Annotated in this window: 13 protein-coding genes; all 13 read right to left on the bottom strand. The window is 36.3% G+C overall.

Annotated features, from left to right (window positions below; translation table 11 throughout):
- Positions 1–230 precede the first annotated feature (230 nt).
- Complete coding sequence (locus tag AB3U99_RS03375; RefSeq protein WP_400245446.1) at positions 231–2,060, bottom strand: ABC transporter ATP-binding protein; 1,830 nt, start codon at positions 2,058–2,060, stop codon at positions 231–233.
- Complete coding sequence (locus tag AB3U99_RS03370) at positions 2,023–3,780, bottom strand: ABC transporter ATP-binding protein (protein WP_400245444.1); 1,758 nt, start codon at positions 3,778–3,780, stop codon at positions 2,023–2,025. The genes AB3U99_RS03375 and AB3U99_RS03370 overlap by 38 nt, the downstream gene beginning before the upstream one ends.
- A gap of 475 nt (positions 3,781–4,255) precedes the next feature.
- Positions 4,256–5,875 carry an ABC transporter substrate-binding protein gene (locus tag AB3U99_RS03365; RefSeq protein WP_400245442.1) on the bottom strand — a complete coding sequence of 540 codons (1,620 nt, stop codon included), beginning with the start codon at positions 5,873–5,875 and terminating at the stop codon, positions 4,256–4,258.
- A gap of 50 nt (positions 5,876–5,925) precedes the next feature.
- On the bottom strand, positions 5,926–6,852 hold the full coding sequence (gene opp4C / locus AB3U99_RS03360; protein ID WP_400245439.1) for an oligopeptide ABC transporter permease: 927 nt from the start codon (positions 6,850–6,852) through the stop codon (positions 5,926–5,928).
- A gap of 12 nt (positions 6,853–6,864) precedes the next feature.
- The gene (locus AB3U99_RS03355; protein ID WP_400245436.1) at positions 6,865–7,815 is read right to left on the bottom strand and encodes an ABC transporter permease; all 951 of its coding nucleotides are present in this window, start codon (positions 7,813–7,815) and stop codon (positions 6,865–6,867) included.
- A 15-nt stretch (positions 7,816–7,830) separates the two neighbouring features.
- A complete protein-coding gene (locus AB3U99_RS03350; protein ID WP_400245433.1) occupies positions 7,831–8,844 on the bottom strand; it encodes an ABC transporter ATP-binding protein in 1,014 nt (337 codons plus the stop codon).
- Positions 8,841–9,863: an ABC transporter ATP-binding protein gene (locus AB3U99_RS03345; RefSeq protein ID WP_400245430.1), complete on the bottom strand. Its 1,023-nt coding sequence runs from the start codon at positions 9,861–9,863 to the stop codon at positions 8,841–8,843. The genes AB3U99_RS03350 and AB3U99_RS03345 overlap by 4 nt, the downstream gene beginning before the upstream one ends.
- A 560-nt stretch (positions 9,864–10,423) precedes the next feature.
- Positions 10,424–11,638: a M20 family metallopeptidase gene (locus AB3U99_RS03340; protein WP_400245427.1), complete on the bottom strand. Its 1,215-nt coding sequence runs from the start codon at positions 11,636–11,638 to the stop codon at positions 10,424–10,426.
- A 42-nt stretch (positions 11,639–11,680) separates the two neighbouring features.
- A complete protein-coding gene (locus AB3U99_RS03335; protein WP_400245424.1) occupies positions 11,681–12,886 on the bottom strand; it encodes an amidohydrolase in 1,206 nt (401 codons plus the stop codon).
- Between the two features lie 321 nt (positions 12,887–13,207).
- A complete protein-coding gene (locus AB3U99_RS03330) occupies positions 13,208–13,930 on the bottom strand; it encodes an amino acid ABC transporter ATP-binding protein (RefSeq protein ID WP_400245422.1) in 723 nt (240 codons plus the stop codon).
- Positions 13,927–14,583: an amino acid ABC transporter permease gene (locus AB3U99_RS03325; protein WP_400245420.1), complete on the bottom strand. Its 657-nt coding sequence runs from the start codon at positions 14,581–14,583 to the stop codon at positions 13,927–13,929. Before AB3U99_RS03325 ends, AB3U99_RS03330 begins: the two co-directional genes overlap by 4 nt.
- A gap of 198 nt (positions 14,584–14,781) precedes the next feature.
- A complete protein-coding gene (locus AB3U99_RS03320) occupies positions 14,782–15,591 on the bottom strand; it encodes a basic amino acid ABC transporter substrate-binding protein (RefSeq protein WP_400245418.1) in 810 nt (269 codons plus the stop codon).
- Positions 15,592–15,935: 344 nt separating this feature from the next.
- Positions 15,936–17,282, bottom strand: coding sequence for an aspartate kinase (locus AB3U99_RS03315; RefSeq protein ID WP_400245416.1), 1,347 nt, complete (start codon positions 17,280–17,282; stop codon positions 15,936–15,938).
- Positions 17,283–17,702: the final 420 nt, after the last annotated feature.

Genomic DNA, 17,702 nt, shown 5'->3' with positions numbered 1-17,702 from the left:
TCGAGCTATTTTCGGGTGTTGATTTGCACCGAATCTATTTATATAGTAAACCAAAATGACCGGTCAGTCAAACCTCACTTTTATCCAATACTATTTTTAATAAAAAAAATAAACAGTACTCCCTTTAGCCTCATATATATAAGGAAATAAGAAAGGGAAATACTGTCCTATAAACTTAATAATCTTACTGACCAATCAGTGTATTAGATGGAAGTTTTGTTTATTAAAATCTATTCTGCTGCTTCTGAAAACTGATTTTGATGTAATTCATAATAAAATCCTCGTTTTTTCAATAATTCATCATGGGAACCTTTTTCGATAATCATTCCCTTATCTAATACAAGGATCATATCTGCATGTTTAATCGTATTAAGTCGATGGGCAACAACAAAACTAGTTTTCCCTTCCATCAAGCGCTTTAACGCCTCTTGAATTTTCACTTCTGTAATGGTATCAATACTACTTGTTGCTTCATCGAGAATAAGAATAGACGGATCAGCCAGGATTGCTCGTGATATCGATAACAGTTGCTTTTGCCCCTGACTTATTCCGTTTCCATTTGCAGAAAGAATCGTATCATACCCATCTGGGAGATGTTCAATGAAGCCATGAGCATTCGCCATTTTTGCTGCATACTCCACTTCCTCATCGGTTGCGTTCAGCCTTCCGTACCGAATATTTTCCCGTATCGTTCCTTCAAATAAATAACTATCCTGAAGGACAAATCCCATATGAGATCGGAGGCTTTCTCTTTTTATTTTCGTTATATCTTGACCATCCACCAATATACTTCCAGTTATTGCATCATAAAATCTCGTAATAAGTTGGATAATCGTCGTTTTTCCTGCTCCCGTTGGTCCAACCAAAGCGATTGTCTCTCCAGGATTTACTTTAAAGTTAATATCCTTCAATATTTCTTTATCTTTCTCATAAGAAAAGGAAACTTGTTTGAATAGAACTTCTCCCTCTATTTCTTTTATCATCCCTGCCTTTTTCTCATCTACTTCTTCTCTTTCCTCATCTAATACCTCAAAAACTCTTTCCGCACCTGCTATTGCAGATAACAAAGTATTAAATTGGTTAGATAAATCATTCAATGGTCGAGTGAATTGTCTTGAATATTCAACGAAAATAACAATAACCCCAATAGATACAGAACCTGATTTCAGTGCTAATAGCCCACCAACTCCAACAATGATGGCATAGCTAGCATTGTTTAACATATTCATTAGCTTCGGAATAAATCCTGAATATACTTGTGCCCAATAAGCAGAATTCTTAAGTTTATCGCTTTTTTCTTTCATATCATCAATCATTTTTTCCTCTAGGGAAAAGGTTTTGACAATTTTTTGTCCAGAAATAGATTCCTCGATAAATCCATTTAAGTCACCTAAGTTTTTTTGCTGCTCCTTAAATAACACACCCGTTCTGCTTGTTATCCACTTCATTCCAAAAAACATTACTGGAACGATTATTAAAGTAAGAACCGTTAATAACGGGCTGAGTATAAACATCACAACTACGGTCCCAATTAAAGTGATAATGCTAGAAAAAATTTGAATAACAGAGCTATTTAAGGTAGAGCTTACATTTTCAATATCATTGGTAACACGACTCATTAATTCTCCATGCTGTTTTTTGTCAAAATAACTTATCGGTAATTCATGAAATTGATGGAATAAATTTGCTCTTAGCTGAAAAACTGTTGTTTGTGATATTCCAATCATCCAATAGCTTTGTAAAAATAATGCAATGGAATTAAGAAAATAAATACAGCCAAGTAACAGTAGCATTCCTGTAAATCCATCTAAATTTCTGTTTACAATAAAACGGTCAATTGACATTCCTAATACATATGGTCCCAATAAACCTAATGCACAGCTTAGTGCAACCATCACTAAAACAAGATAAAGCAACCCCTTTTTTTGGGCAAGATAACCCCACAACCGATATAAGGTTTTCCCCATATTCTTTGGTTTTTTTCCCTTTTTAACAACTGTAGCATCTGGCTTTATATCAGGTTTAGGATAGCGAAATGGATCGGTTAGTTCCCTTTGCATTCTCCCACTCTCCTTCCCCTAGTTGTGATTCGACTATTTTTTGATAAAGATTGTTTGTTTTCCATAGTTGATCATGGGGAGCAAAGCTTACAATTTCCCCATTTTCTATTAGCATCACCCGATCTGCCTTCATAGCAGTAGATACTTTCTGGGTAATGAGCAGGAGCGTACATCGATAAGATGCGACTGCATCGAGCAGTTTTTTTTCTGTCTTCAAATCTAAAGCACTTGTACTGTCATCTAAAAGAAGAATACTTGGTTTTCTGACAAGTGCCCTTGCAATCGAAAGACGCTGTTTTTGTCCACCCGATAAATTAACTCCCTTTTGCCCAATTTTCGTATCGTATGTATTAGGCATTAACATAATCGTTTCATGTATTTGGGCATCCTTTGCAGCTTGCACAACCTCTTCAAAGGTAGCATTGGGATTTCCCCACATAATATTTTCCTTAATCGTCCCAGTGAAGAGCATCGATTCCTGTGGTACATAGCCTATTTGCTTTCTTAACGCATTTAAAGAGTAGGAATCGATACGCTTATCATCAATTAAAATAGTTCCTTCTGTTGGTTCATAAAGCCGGGGAATCAATTGGAAAAGTGTTGTTTTTCCTGAACCTGTTGCTCCTAATATCGCAATTCTTTCTTTTGGCTGAATGGTAAATTGAAGATTTTCAATTGTGTTTCTTCTATTAGATGGATAACGAAAGGATACATGCTGAAAATTAATTTTCCCTTTAATTTTTGATTTCATATTTCCTTCGGGATTATCTGTATCCTTTTCTTCTATATCAATAATCTCTTGTATACGGTCTGCTGAAGCTTTTGAACGAGAGATCACCATTACTAACATACTGACTACAGAAATAGAAGAAGTTATCCTTAATGTGTAGTTAATAACCGCCACTACCTCTCCAATCTGAGCCTCACCAGTATTTATTTGTCCTGAACCAATCCAAAGTATCGCAATAATACATAAATTCATAGCAAAAAGTAAAAGCGGTACCGTCGTTTCCATGATTCGTAACGCTTTTTGCGTAAGATTTTTTAAATCCTCACTCGTTTGTGTAAAACGATTTCTTTCAAATTGCTTGCGGATATAGGCACGAATCAGTCGGACAGCTGTTAAATTTTCAAGCATCACACTATTAACATGATCCAGCTTCTTTTGGACAGATTGAAAAAGCTTTCTCCCTATCTTGATAACCCAAATAAACATAATAACGATTAAAGGAATGGTAATCGCCAAAATTAGTGCTAGTTTTACATTGACTAGAAAGGACATAATGATTCCACCAACAATTAAAAGCGGTGCCCTTAATAAAAATCGCAGTCCCATAAATATTGTGTTTTGTAATTGAGTAATATCATTAGTTAATCTCGTAATCAATGAGGAGCTTGCAAACACATTACTACTTGAAAAGGTAAAATATTGAATGATTTGATATAACTCATTCCGAAGACTATATCCAAAATTCTGACAAACATGGGAAGAATAAAACGTATTTATGATTCCAGCAGCAAATGCTGCAAGGGAAAACACAATTAGCAGCCCTCCCCAAATTAGTACAACTTTTGTATCTTGATGAGCCAAACCATCATCAATAATTTTTGCCATTATTAACGGTTGAACTAATTCTACTGCGAGCTCTGTTAACATTAGAAAAAGAGCAATCGTTATGCTTAGTTTATATACTCGAAGTCTACCAAATATTTTTGACATTGTTCCCTCCAGCCTTTATCCTGATTGGTTGAATATCCGTCTTTCCAACCATCGATGAAATTTCTTTAGGTTTACTAAACATTATTTTTATCATACCTCTTTTTAGCAAGTTAGAAAACAATAATTTTCATCTATCAGAAGAAGATATTGGGAGTAATCAGGGGAATTTTTTCATTAGATTGTGCTAGACGACATCGTTTTGTTTTTTGGCGAAGTTTCCATACGCTATCAGATTAACATTTGTTGTAATTATCCAGTTAAAGAATGCTTCCGTTACCACTCTTGACAGTTTCTATTCTGAAACACCATGAAGAATTTTTATCTGTTACCCTTTTTAATGTTTTTTCTTTGAAGAGGGCTTAGACAACCTTCCTCCATTCCCTTCTCACACTTAAACACTTATCAGCATCCATCCTTCTACTCAATAAAAAAAGAACGACCTTTGCCCAAATGGGCTCAGTCGTTCTTCCATTATTTAGTTTGCACCTGTCAATGACCATTTATATAATTCATTATGGAAACCGAAAATCTTTGGTCCTCCAAATGCTACATCTTTTGATACTGCTGCAAAGTCATAGTCGGAATACAATGTAAAGACTGGTAGCTCTTCACTCCATATAGCTTGAAGTTCATTATAAATCTGTTTCCGTTTTTCTGTATCTGGTTCTTGTTTTCCTTTCTCAAGTAATTCGTCCACCTTTGGATTGTTATACTTCGTATAGTTACTTGATCCACTAGAGCCATATATCGTAGTTAAATCTGGATCAATTGTATTAGTAAATCCAATTAACATTAAATCATAATCTCCAGCTTTTGCTTTTGCCATAATAGTTGGGAAGTCATACGTAGTTGTATTTAGTTTTAAGCCAACCGCTTTTAGATTTTCTGCAATAATATTTGCTGATTGTTCACGTACTTTGTTTCCGATTGGTACAACGAATTCAATCGTCTTATCGAAATCCCAGCCCGCTTCTTCTAACAATTGCTTCGATTTTTCCGGATCATATGTGTATGTTTCTAACTCCTCATCTAGATAAGGGCTGATAGACGTATATGGTCCATCTACAATTTCACCTTGCCCTTTAAGTAATTGATCGACAATCTTTTGACGATCGATTGCATAAGCAATTGCCTGTCTCACTTTTTGATCTGAAATTGTTTCCATATTAAAACTCATGTTTTGATACCCGTATGATTTATCTGTCATTGTTGTGACATTATCAAATCCTTCTACTGTCTCATAATCTTGAACAGCAATTTTCCCAATACCACCAGCAGCATTCATATGAATCTCGCCTGTCTGCAATTGAGCAACAAGGTTTGCAGCTGGCATTATTTTCACGAATAATTTATCTAATTCTACGTCTCCTAAATAATAGTCATCATTTTTTGCATATTCAATATACTGGTCTTTCGCATACTTAACAAACTTGAAAGGCCCATTTGTTACGGTTGGATTCATCATAAAAGGATCTTTTTGTAGATTTTCTGGAGCAATATCCTTTAATTTATGTTCTGGTAGAATCATAAACTTTGACCCTAATTGTTCTTTCACCATATTGGGATCAACTGGTTCCTTTGTTTTAAATTGAATCGTCTTCTCGTCAACAATTGTTAAAGAAGGTATTTCTGTGACACCGTCTGGAAGTTTTCCATTTTCCGTTAAACCATCTAATTGGGTCAAATAGGCTCCAACTGCTGTCTCAGTCTTTGGATTAGCAACTAAATTTAAAGTAAAAGCAACATCCGCAGAAGTAACAGGCGTGCCATCTGACCAGTTTGCATCCTTATTAATCTTTATTGTAAATGTTTGATTATCTTCTGTCTCAAAGGATTCCGCTAGCTTTGGTGTAAATTCTAGTGGTGCAGTCATTTCTAGAAAAGTATCAAACATAAACTTTTCTAACCATGCTGCTGCAATATCAGAAGAGTTTATTGGATTAAAGCTTACTGGAGCATTTACGAGTCCAAGATACATTGTATTTTCTTTTGACCCGCCCCCATTTGATGCTGTATTATTCGCACCCGAGCATGCTGAAAGCAATAGTAATATTACAATGGAAAACATGCTAAATATTGTTTTGAATTTTTTCATCGATTTTTCCCCCGTCTATTTTCTATAAAGTTAGTAAATAACAAACTCCATTATTTAAGGCTCTTCGGATCCATTGCATCCCTTAATCCATCTCCCATAAAGTTAATAGATAAAACGGCAAGTAATATCATTACTCCAGGAGGAATCCATAACCAGGGCTGCGTTGCTAGTACTGTAATAGATTGAGCTTCATTTAACATATTTCCCCAGCTTGCTGTTGGAGGTTGAACGCCCATTCCAAGAAAACTAAGGGAAGCTTCCATAATAATGGCAGAAGCAATACCAAATGTAGCATTTACTAAAATAGGTGCAATACAGTTTGGTAGAATATGCTGAAATACAATTTTAGGTGTTGAATAGCCTAGGGCAACCCCCGCTTTTACATAATCCATTTCTTTAATTGTTAGAACACACCCTCTTACTAATCTGGCGATTGACGGCCAACCAAGCAAGCCCAATACCAAAATAACGTTAAAAAGACTAGGTCCCATTATACTTACAAGGACTAAAATAACCATTAAATATGGGAATGACATAAATATATCTGTAATACGCATGATGACCATGTCTACCCATTTTCCAAAGTATCCTGCAATCGCTCCTAGAATGGTACCGATGGCAACATAGATTGCAACTGCCCCTACTCCTACTGATAAGGAAACTCTAGCAGCATATAATAGGCGACTAAACAAATCCCTGCCCACTTCATCTGTACCAAGGATATTCACAGCAGATGGAGGTGCAGCAAATTCTCCATCTACCGAATATGGATTATGTGGTGCAATTACTGGAGCAAAGACTGCAATCAAAACCATTAATGAAAAAATAATCAGTCCAACAACTGCTAGTTTATGTTTAAAAAAACGCTTTGTAATTAGTTTCAGGTAGCTTTCTTCATTCCCCAACTGTTCTTGAACAGGAATCACCATATTATTTACTGGTAAGTCCGTATCCATTTTCACATTAGGAATACTCATGTTCACTCCCCCTTAGTTATACTTTATTCTTGGATCCACAACAGCATATAAAATATCAGCAATCAAATTAGAGAAGAGTACAGCAAGTGCTGCAATAAAATTTATCGCCATTAATGTTGGATAGTCCCGTGAAGATATGGACTGAATCGTTAATTGCCCTAAACCAGGCCATTGAAAAATTTGCTCTGTTACTACTGCTCCACCAATTAAAATCGGTATCTCCATCCCGATAATAGTAATAATAGGAATAAGCGCATTTTTTAATCCATGTTTGTTGGTAACGATAAATTCCTTTAATCCCTTCGCTCGAGCAGTCCGCAAATAATCCTGCCCTAATACTTCTAGCATGCTACTTCTGACATAACGGACTGTACTTCCTGCAATCCCAGTCCCTAGTATAGCTGCTGGCATAATAAGGTGAAATAACGTATCAATAAATCCTCCGTTGCTACCTAGTGTAAACATCCCACCTGTAGGTAAAATATTTAAAACGAGAGCAAAAACATAAATACTTCCTAATCCTAAGAAAAAGTTAGGAATAGATACACCTAAAAAGGAAAAGGTAGTTGTTAAATAATCAACCCAAGAATACTGCTTGGTGGCACTTAAAATGCCAATTGGAATGGCAATGATATAAGCAATAATTAAGGCAGTGCTCATAAGAAGCAATGTTGGTCCAACTCTATTTAGCACTAAATCCAATACTGGTTCATATGTTGTATAAGAAAATCCAAAATCTCCTTGCAGAAGATTTCCGAGCCATCTAAAATACTGAACGTAAATAGGATCATTAAGTCCCAGTGCTTCTTTCTTCGCATCGATATCAGCCTGGGTTGTATCTGGATTAATATACATATCCACAGGGTTACCTGGAGCTAGGTTAATAATGAAAAAGTTAAACACTGTTACTCCCAACAACACTGGAATGGCAATTAATAATCTCCTGATAATATATTGGAACAAACAAATCTCCCTCCTTTAATTTAGTGGAAAATGACAGGCGACTGAATGATCTGTTGCATTCAATAGCGGCTCCTTCTCTTTACAAATAGCTTGGGCCATTGGACATCTTGTATGGAATCTGCAGCCCTTTGGTGGATTTGCTGGACTTGGAACATCTCCTTCCACCACAATCCTTTCTCTATTTCTAAGATGGGGATTCGGGATAGGATAAGCACTTAACAATACTTTCGTGTATGGGTGCTTGGGATTTTTAAAGATTTCTTCTGTTTTTCCAATTTCAACAATTTTTCCTAAATACATAACAGCTATTCGATCACTAATATACTTAACCGCTCCTAAGCCATGCGCGATAAATAAATACGTTAAGTTAAATTCCTTTTGCAAATCTTTTAATAGATTTAACACCTGCGCTTGAATAGACACATCCAACGCTGAAACTGGTTCATCACAAACAATTAATTTCGGATTTAGCATCAGTGCTCTAGCGATACCAACCCTTTGTCTTTGACCACCAGAAAATTCATGAGGATATCTGCTTTTATGAAATTTAGTTAATCCTACTATTTCAAGTATTTGATCTACCTTTTTGCTTGCCTCTTCTTTCGTGGCAAGCCGATGGGCAATTAATGGTTCTGCCAATAAATCCCCTATTCGTTTACGTGGATTAAGAGAAGAATAGGGATCCTGAAAGATGATTTGCATCTCTGTCCTAATTTTTCTTAATTCCTTATGCTGAATCGTCGCCATATCCTTTCCTTCAAATAACACTTTCCCTTCTGTCTGTGGATCAAGCTTTACGATTGCTCTTCCTGTAGTGGATTTCCCACACCCAGACTCTCCGACAAGAGAAATGGTTTCCCCAGGATAAATCAAAAAATTAAGACCATCCACCGCTTTGACATGACCAACTGTTTTCGATAAAATTCCTTTCTTAATCGGATAGTATTTCTTTAGATTTTGAATTTCCACTAACGGCTGTCGTTGTTCTTTGAATATTCTGTCTTTTTTAGGCAAAGTTTCTATGCTCATACAGTAACCTCCCTTTCTTCTTTTGGCATAACCTCTTGCTGATTTTCCTCATATAGCCAACAACGAACCTTATGACTCCTTTTATTGTCTATGCTAATATGGGGAGGTTTTTCGGCAATACATTTTTCGGTGACATAAGGGCATCGTGTGTGGAACCTACAGCCTTTTGGCATTTGCTGCAAGGTTGGAACAGACCCCGGAATGGAATATAGCTTTTCCTGAGAATCATACTCTAAATGTGGGATAGAGTCGATTAAGCCTTTTGTATAGGGATGCTTCGGCTCATCAAAAAGAGTAAAAACATCTGCCTCTTCTACCACTTGTCCCGCATACATGACAATTACTTTATCAGCCATTTCTGCAATTACGCCTAAGTCATGAGTAATCATCATAATAGCTGTCTCTGACTCATTTTTTAAGCTTTTCATTAATTCAAGAATCTGTGCCTGTATCGTTACATCTAATGCTGTCGTTGGCTCATCTGCAATTAATAGCTTAGGTTTACAAGATAGAGCCATCGCTATCATTACCCTTTGACGCATGCCTCCAGAAAGAGCATGTGGATATTCATCTATAATTACCTCCGCTCTTGGAATACCTACTTTCTTAAGCATTTCTACCGCATAGCTTTTAGCTTTCTTTGCCTTTAATCCCATATGTAAACGAATTAATTCCACCATTTGATTACCGATTGTAAAAACTGGATTTAAAGAGGTCATTGGTTCTTGAAAAATCATGGATATTTCATTTCCTCTAACCTTGCGCATCTCTGCTTCGGTTAATTTTGTTAAATCTTTTCCATTCAGATTAATCGAACCTTTTTTAATATATCCATGTTTTCCTAGCAACCTCATAATCGATAAAGAAGTTACACTTTTACCACATCCTGACTCTCCCACAATACCAATGGTTTCACCTGGTTGAAGCTGAAATGTAACCTCCTCTACCGACACAACCTCTCCCTTATCCGTCCGAAAAGCCGTTTGCAATTTATCCACTTCTAAAATATTCTGACCCATATTTCCCCTCCTATTAGAAAAGCGTAAGCGCCTTGCTCATCAGCGTACAAACTGGAGAATCATCGACTGAGATAAAGGAAACACGATGAACGTTAGTGAATCGATGTTGACTTACGCACAAGAGATGATTAGAAGTTTGCTAGCTGATAGGCGCTGGAGCTAGATCGTTTCCTGACTTAGAACCTTATTCCCTGTTATTTCATAAAGCGTAAGCGCCTGGTTATCAGCGTACAAACTGGAAGAACACGTTCTTTCTATAAAGGAAACACAGTGAACATTAGTGAACTGATATTGACTTACGCACAAGAGATGATTGGAAGTTTGCTAGCTGATAGGCGCTGGAGCTAGATTGGTCTCTGAATTAGAACCTTTTCCCTGTTATTTTATAAAGCGTAAGCGCCTTGCTCATCAGCGTACAAACTGGAGAATCATGTTCTTTCGATAAAGGAAACACAGTGAACATTAGTAAACAGATGTTCACTTACGCACAAGAGATGATTGGAAGTTTGCTAGCTGATAGGCGCTTACCACCTGCGTGAACGCTAGAATCTAATTCAATTTTATATAGTAGAGCTATTCACTAAAGCCTCTGTCTTTTCTGCATTCGTATAGTAATCTACCAAGCTTAAAAATATTTTAGCTGTATGAAGCATTGCCCTTTCATCAAAGGTAAATTTTGGGTGGTGATGAGGATACACAGCATCAATTTCTTCATTTCTAGCTCCAACCGAGAAGAAACATCCAGGACGATTTTGCAGATAGTAAGAAAAGTCTTCTCCACCCATGCCTGGTTTTTCTATTTTTACAAGCTTACTTTCTGGTAAGACGTCTATCAAACACTTTTCTAGAATATTCGTTTCATCTGCTGTATTAACAGTAGATGGATAGCCTTTTGCATAATTAAACTCATATTCTGCATGGAATGCTTTACATACCCCACCAATTAGCTGCTCCATTTCCTCCTCAATCAATGAACGAACATCCTCGTCGAATGTACGAACTGTTCCAGTTAATTCAGCTGTATCCGCTATGACATTCCCTGCATTTCCTGCATGGAAAGAACCAATCGAAATTACTGCTGGCTTTTGGGGGTTAACTCTTCTACTTACAATATGTTTTAACTGATTAGCAATTTGGGCACCAACTGCAACAGAATCAATCGTTTGGTGTGGAGAAGCGCCATGTCCTCCTTTGCCTTGGATTTTCAACTCAAAGGCATCACTTGCAGCTGAAACAGGTCCAATCCCGTAAAGAACACTTCCGAGTTCGCCACCAGAAGCCAAATGAGCACCATAAACAACATCGACTCCTTCTAAACACCCATCTTCAATCATTGCAATGGCTCCCCCTGGTGGCATTTCTTCAGCATGCTGATGTAACAGCACCACATTTCCAGCTAAGTCATCAGAATTCTCTTGTAGAACCTTTGCTACAGCTAATAAGGTAGCTGTATGTCCATCATGTCCACATGCATGCATCACACCTGGTACTTTCGATTTAAAATCAACATTTTTTTCATCCTGAATAGGCAATGCATCAAAGTCTGCTCGTAAAGCAATCGTTTTCCCTGGCTTTGCCCCATAAATTTTGCCGACAACTCCATTTCCACCGACATTCCTTCTTACCTCAATACCAAAGCTTTCTAATAAGTCACCAATCATTTTACTTGTATTTACTTCTTGAAAGGACAGCTCTGGATTTTCGTGTAAATATCGTCTCCACTGTACCATTTGGTCATACATTGCTTCGATTTCTTTGTACCATTTATCTAACATCTATTAATCGCTCCCATCCCATTTATTTTCGGATATGCCTTTTTATAGAACTGGTTCAGCAAGATTTTCTTTCACCTGTGACGATACATAATTGTCGACAATGCTTAAGAACGCTTTTCCAGCATTAATCATTGCCCTTTCATCAAAATCGAACATTGGATGATGGTGAGGATAAGCTTTTCCATTTGATACCTTTGCTCCTGTATGAAAAAACATGCCCGGCTTTTCAAGCAAATAATAGGAGAAATCCTCTGCCCCCATAATTGGTACGGAACGAACTAGCATATTCTTATCAAGTGTATCTTCAATTACCTTTTCAAAAACCTCTACTTCTTCCTCATGATTATAAACAGCAGGATATCCCTTAATATAATTTATCTCACAGGTAGCCTGCATGCTTTCGCAAATTTCATTTGTCATTAATTTAATTTCTTCTTCCATAAATAAGCGCAAGTCTTTATCTAACGTTCTTACAGTTCCTGTCATCACCGCAGTATCGGCAATTACATTTTTAGCATTTCCTCCATGGAAGGAACCTATAGACAATACAACTGGATTTAATGGATCAACCCGTCTACTAGCAATAAATTGCAGCTGGCTAACTAATGCGGTACCGATAGCAATGGCATCCACCGTTTCATGAGGAGCAGAACCATGTCCACCCTTTCCTTTAATTGTGATTTCAAAAGCATCGGCAGCCGCCTGGGAATAGCCTGGTCTATAATAGTATTTTCCTAATTCACTTAAAGAAGATAGATGGGCACCGTAGACAACATCTACATCTTCTAAACAATCATCTTCAATCATCGCCTTTGCTCCACCTGGCGACATCTCTTCTGCATGCTGATGAAGCAATACAATATTTCCTGAAATACTGTCTCTATTATCTTGAAGAACCTTCGCCACTGCTAATAAAGTCGCTGTATGTCCATCATGCCCACATGCATGCATGACACCAGGGACCTTCGATTTATATGATACATCCTTTTCATCCTGTATTGGTAGGGCGTCAAAATCAGCACGCAATGCAATTGTTTTTCCAGGTTTCGCACCGTAGATTTTCCCAACAACTCCTCTACCTCCTACATTTCTCCTTACCTCAATACCGAATCCTTCTAAAATTTCAGCAATCATTCTTGGTGTTTCCACCTCTTGGAAAGATAGTTCCGGATACTGATGAAAATGTCTTCTCCATTCAACCATTTGATCAAACATCTGGGCTAATTCACTATGCCATTTTTTTAACATACTACCCCTCCTAATTATTTTGCTCTTAATAAGGAATACCTCCTGAGAAGAAAAAATGGAGCCTCAAATCAATCCCTTAATTTCGATTTCTTTTATATTAACGGTAATTTTCTATAAAGTATAATAAGAATTTTTAATCATCAAAATATTCAGAATTAATTTCAAAACTTTAATATCCTTATTAAATCTTGTTATATAAAGGTTGTTATCGTTTACAAATCTCTCTTGCTAGAGTAGAAATTTGATTCCTACTTCCTATAAAAAAAAACAATCGTGAACCTCCTTTAGAAAAGGGAGGTTCACGATTATTTTGGTAAATTCCTATAAGACCTTACTCAAGAAGGAGATTGTACGCTCTTCCTTAGGATTACTAAATAGCTGTGCTGGAGTATCTTCTTCCACAATATATCCTCCGTCCATAAAAATAACTCGGTCGCCAACCTCTCTAGCAAACCCCATTTCATGTGTTACGACAATCATTGTCATTCCTTCCTTTGCAAGATCCTTCATGACTTCCAATACCTCCCCTACCATTTCTGGATCTAGGGCAGATGTGGGCTCATCAAATAACATAATACTTGGTTCCATCGCTAAAGCTCTTGCAATTGCTACACGCTGTTTTTGTCCACCTGAAAGAGAATCAGGATATACTTTTGCTTTATCCTCTAAGCCAACTTTCTTCAATAACGCTAGTGCCTTTTCCTCGGCCTCTTCCTTCGATACTTTCTTTACCTTCATAGGAGAAATCATGATATTTTGCAGAACCGTTTTATGAGGAAATAAATTAAACTGCTGAAACACCATGCCTACATCCTTACGAACTTCATTAATATTGGTTGTCTTATCGGTAATGTTCTTCCCTTTAATATGAATAGTTCCATCTGTTATACTTTCTAATAAATTGATACAGCGTAGAAAGGTGGACTTTCCTGATCCAGAAGGGCCAATAATAACAACGACCTCTTGTGGGTTAATCGTTACACTAATATCCTTTAATACTTCATTATTTCCAAAAGACTTTTTCAATTTATCTACAACAATCATTCTGTTTTCAACCTTCTTTCCAAACGAGTTAAGAAGAAGCTTAATGTTAAAGTTAGAACTAAGTAAATAACAGCTACCGTTAAATACGGCTCCCAAACCCGATTATATTGCCCCATCATCAGCCTTGCGTAATACATCAACTCCGGAGCAGCTATAACTGCTGCTAAAGAAGAATCTTTAATCAAAACGACAAATTCATTGCCAAGTGGCGGAATCATTCGTTTTACAGACTGTGGCAGAATTATGTAACGCATCGCCTGTACATGGGTCATCCCTAAAGATCTTGCAGCTTCCATCTGTCCGCGGTCAATAGATTCAATTCCCGCTCGGAAAATCTCTGCAATATAAGCAGCCGCGTTTAGCGATAATGCAACAATTGCTGCTACCATCGCATTTGTAGTGTTCAAGAATAACGGGATGAACCCAAAATGAATAATTAAGATTTGTACAAAAAGGGGAGTTCCACGAAAAACAGCAATATAGCAACGAAAAGGAAGGGAAATCCACTGATTTTTTGCTATTTTCCCAAGACCAATTAATAATCCTAAAATGGTCCCAAACACAATTGCATATAAGGATAATTGAATGGTTACTAATATACCTTTTTTAAATAAATCAGCATACTCCAAAATTATCGTGAAATTAAAATCCATTACTTCTCCTCCAAAAAACAATATAACTGCTATCCATTTACCTTTTGGTAATAGAAAACCTTAAATTCTCTCCTTTAAAAAAAGGCACTCAGAAGGACCCTCCCTCACTTAGCTACAATATGGAAGAAAATTTGTGCTCCCTAATTGTTAAAGCGGGGAAATGCCCATATTGAGTACCCTTCCTCATCTGTGATATTTCTATTGTTGTGCTTTTAAATTTTCAATATCTGGATCCTGTCCAAACCATTCTTTATATATTTCTGCATATTTTCCATTATCTAAAATTGCATTAAGTCCTTTGCTGAAATCCTCCACAATTTCACTGCCTTTAGGGAACATGAAACCATAAAATTCAGATTCGAATCCTTCCTTATCTTCAATAACCGTAAAATTATCCTGTGGATTATTTTTAGCATAGGTTTCTAGTACTGCATTATCTGCAACAACTGCATCTGCACCATTATTTTTCATTTCGAGAATTGCTAAATTATTATTTTCAAATTTTTTCACTTTCTCATTGCCATTTCCTAATAGTGCATCCACTGCATCTGCACCTGTTGTTCCTGCCTGAACTGCCACTGTCTTATCTACCAAATCAGCAGCTTTCTCAATATCAGTTCCTTCTGGAGCTAAAATTTTATTTGTGCTCTCAAAATAAGGAATAGAGAAATCATAGGATTTTAAACGGTCATCATTAATCGTAATGGCAGATAAACCTACATCTGCTGTTCCATTTTCTAATTCCGCAAAAACTGGATCCCATCCAACATTAACAATTTCAAAATCATATCCTGCTTCTTTTGCAGCGGCAGTGAAAACATCCACATCAAAACCAATAATCTTGTCTTTATCCATGTATTCAAATGGTGCATAAGCCGCGTCGGTTACCACTCTCAATTTCTTTTTGCCTGCTCCATCACTATTCGTTTTTTCTGAGCTTGTACCACATGCAGCTAGAACAAGTACTATCGACATAAATAAAGCAAATAAAAATCCTTTTTTCTTCAATGTTAATCCCCCTCTTTTGATGTAAAATTTTATATTTATATAATATAGAATTTTCCGATAATAATAGATAAAAAAAATTTTCCTTAACCGATCTTATATTAATATATCTATCTTTTGTAATGCATTTATTATAACTTTTTGTTAATTTATATACAAGAAAACTTTTTAAAATTTCTCAAGATTTGCATAATAGACACAATTTAAAAAAAGAAGCTCACTTTCAAATAACGTTTTGAAAATGAACTTCTTTTCTTGCTGAAAAATTTTTTACTATTCTTTTACCTGCATCTATTAGTCTTTCTTTAAAACCCTATACCTATAACATCATTTATCTTTGCAACAATTTATTGAAAAAACTCTTCATAAATTGCCTTTACCGCTTTTTTGACGACTGTCTCTTTCACACCGAACATCATACTTACTTCTGATGATCCTTGGTTTATCATTTCAATATTTACACCGGCTTCTGCAAGTGCTTTAGACGCACGGGCATTTGTACCAACATTATGACGCATGCCTTCTCCTACAAGCATGATAAGTGCTAAATCATGCTCTACCTTTATCTCGTCTACATGTAATTCATCGGAGATTCTTGCTAATATTTCTTGTTCGCTTTTTCCAGTTAATTGGTCCTGACGCAAAACAATTGTTAAATCATCAATCCCAGACGGCATATGTTCATAAGAAATATGATACTCCTCTAATATCGATAGAACTTTTCTAGCAAAACCAACTTCTCGGTTCATTAAGTATTTACTTATATAAATAGAACAAAATCCCTTATCATTAGCAATTCCAACTACCGGTCCATTTGTATTACTTCTTGATGCAACAATTCTCGTTCCTGGTGCAGAAGGATTATTTGTGTTTCTTACTTGAACAGGAATTCCAGCACGGTATGCTGGGATTAGAGCTTCTGCATGAAATACGGAAAATCCAGCATAAGATAATTCGCGCATTTCCCGATAGGTTAACTCCTTTATTTCTTTTGGTTGTTTAACAATGGAAGGATTGACGGAGTATACTGCGTCAACATCTGTGAAGTTTTCATATAAATCTGCCTTCACTCCATTTGCGAGAATCGCACCAGTTATATCTGAGCCGCTCCTTGAAAAAGTAACAACTTCTCCTGATTCGTTGTATCCAAAAAAACCTGGAAATACAATAATGTTCTTTTGTTCCCTTAAAGCGAATAATCGATCATATGAATCCGCAAGCACCTGAGCGTTTCCAGGATGATCACTTACAATTAAGCCTGCTTCTTTCGGACTAACATAGATTGCATCTAGTCCTCTATCTTTAAAAAAATGCGCTACTAATTTTGCATTATTATCCTCTCCACTAGCTTTCATTGCTTCCATAAAAGCATCTTTATCATCAGCATTTTTTATTAGTTCTAATAAATCAGTTTTAATATTCGCTATAATATCACTGGAAAGATCCAATTCTTTAGCAATACTCGCGTACCTAGCTAATACTTCCTCTAAATAAGGGGACGGACTCCCTCCATTTAATACTGCTGTTGCGCACTGAATTAATAAATCAGTAACCTTCGTATCCTCTTCATATCTTTTTCCAGGAGCAGATACAACTACTATCCGTCTTTCCTTGTCTTCCTTTACTATTTGCAATACTTTTTCCAATTGATTCCCCGTAGCTAATGAACTACCCCCAAATTTGACAACCTTCATTTCGACAACTCCCACTGATTGTTAAATAGTAATAATTTTCAAAATTATCCACTATCGATATTATCACTATTTACTCATAAATAATCAAGTGCTATCCTCCTTAAAAATACATTTGTATCTCTAGAAAGAACATCACTAATAAGTACATTTATTTCTCGTTTGTAAATATTTTGAGCGATTTTTTTTATATAAAAATATAACACTCCTACATTGGTAATTCCAGTAAATTTCATACTCCTATAGAAAGCTATAAACCGCTAGAAAACAGCATTTATTGAAGAATACTCCTTTGCCATTTCGTCGAATATCGAACATCTGTTGGAAAAAGGCATCCAAAATACTTTCCTTTATGTAAATTTTACGTTAAACTAATATTTAGTTAAACGAAATTGTTTGTGTTATTTTTTACAATCTCCTCGT

Source organism: Niallia tiangongensis (genome assembly GCF_044704065.1).
GTDB lineage: Bacteria > Bacillota > Bacilli > Bacillales > Cytobacillaceae > Niallia > Niallia tiangongensis.
This window is presented reverse-complemented; position numbering and strand designations above follow the sequence as displayed.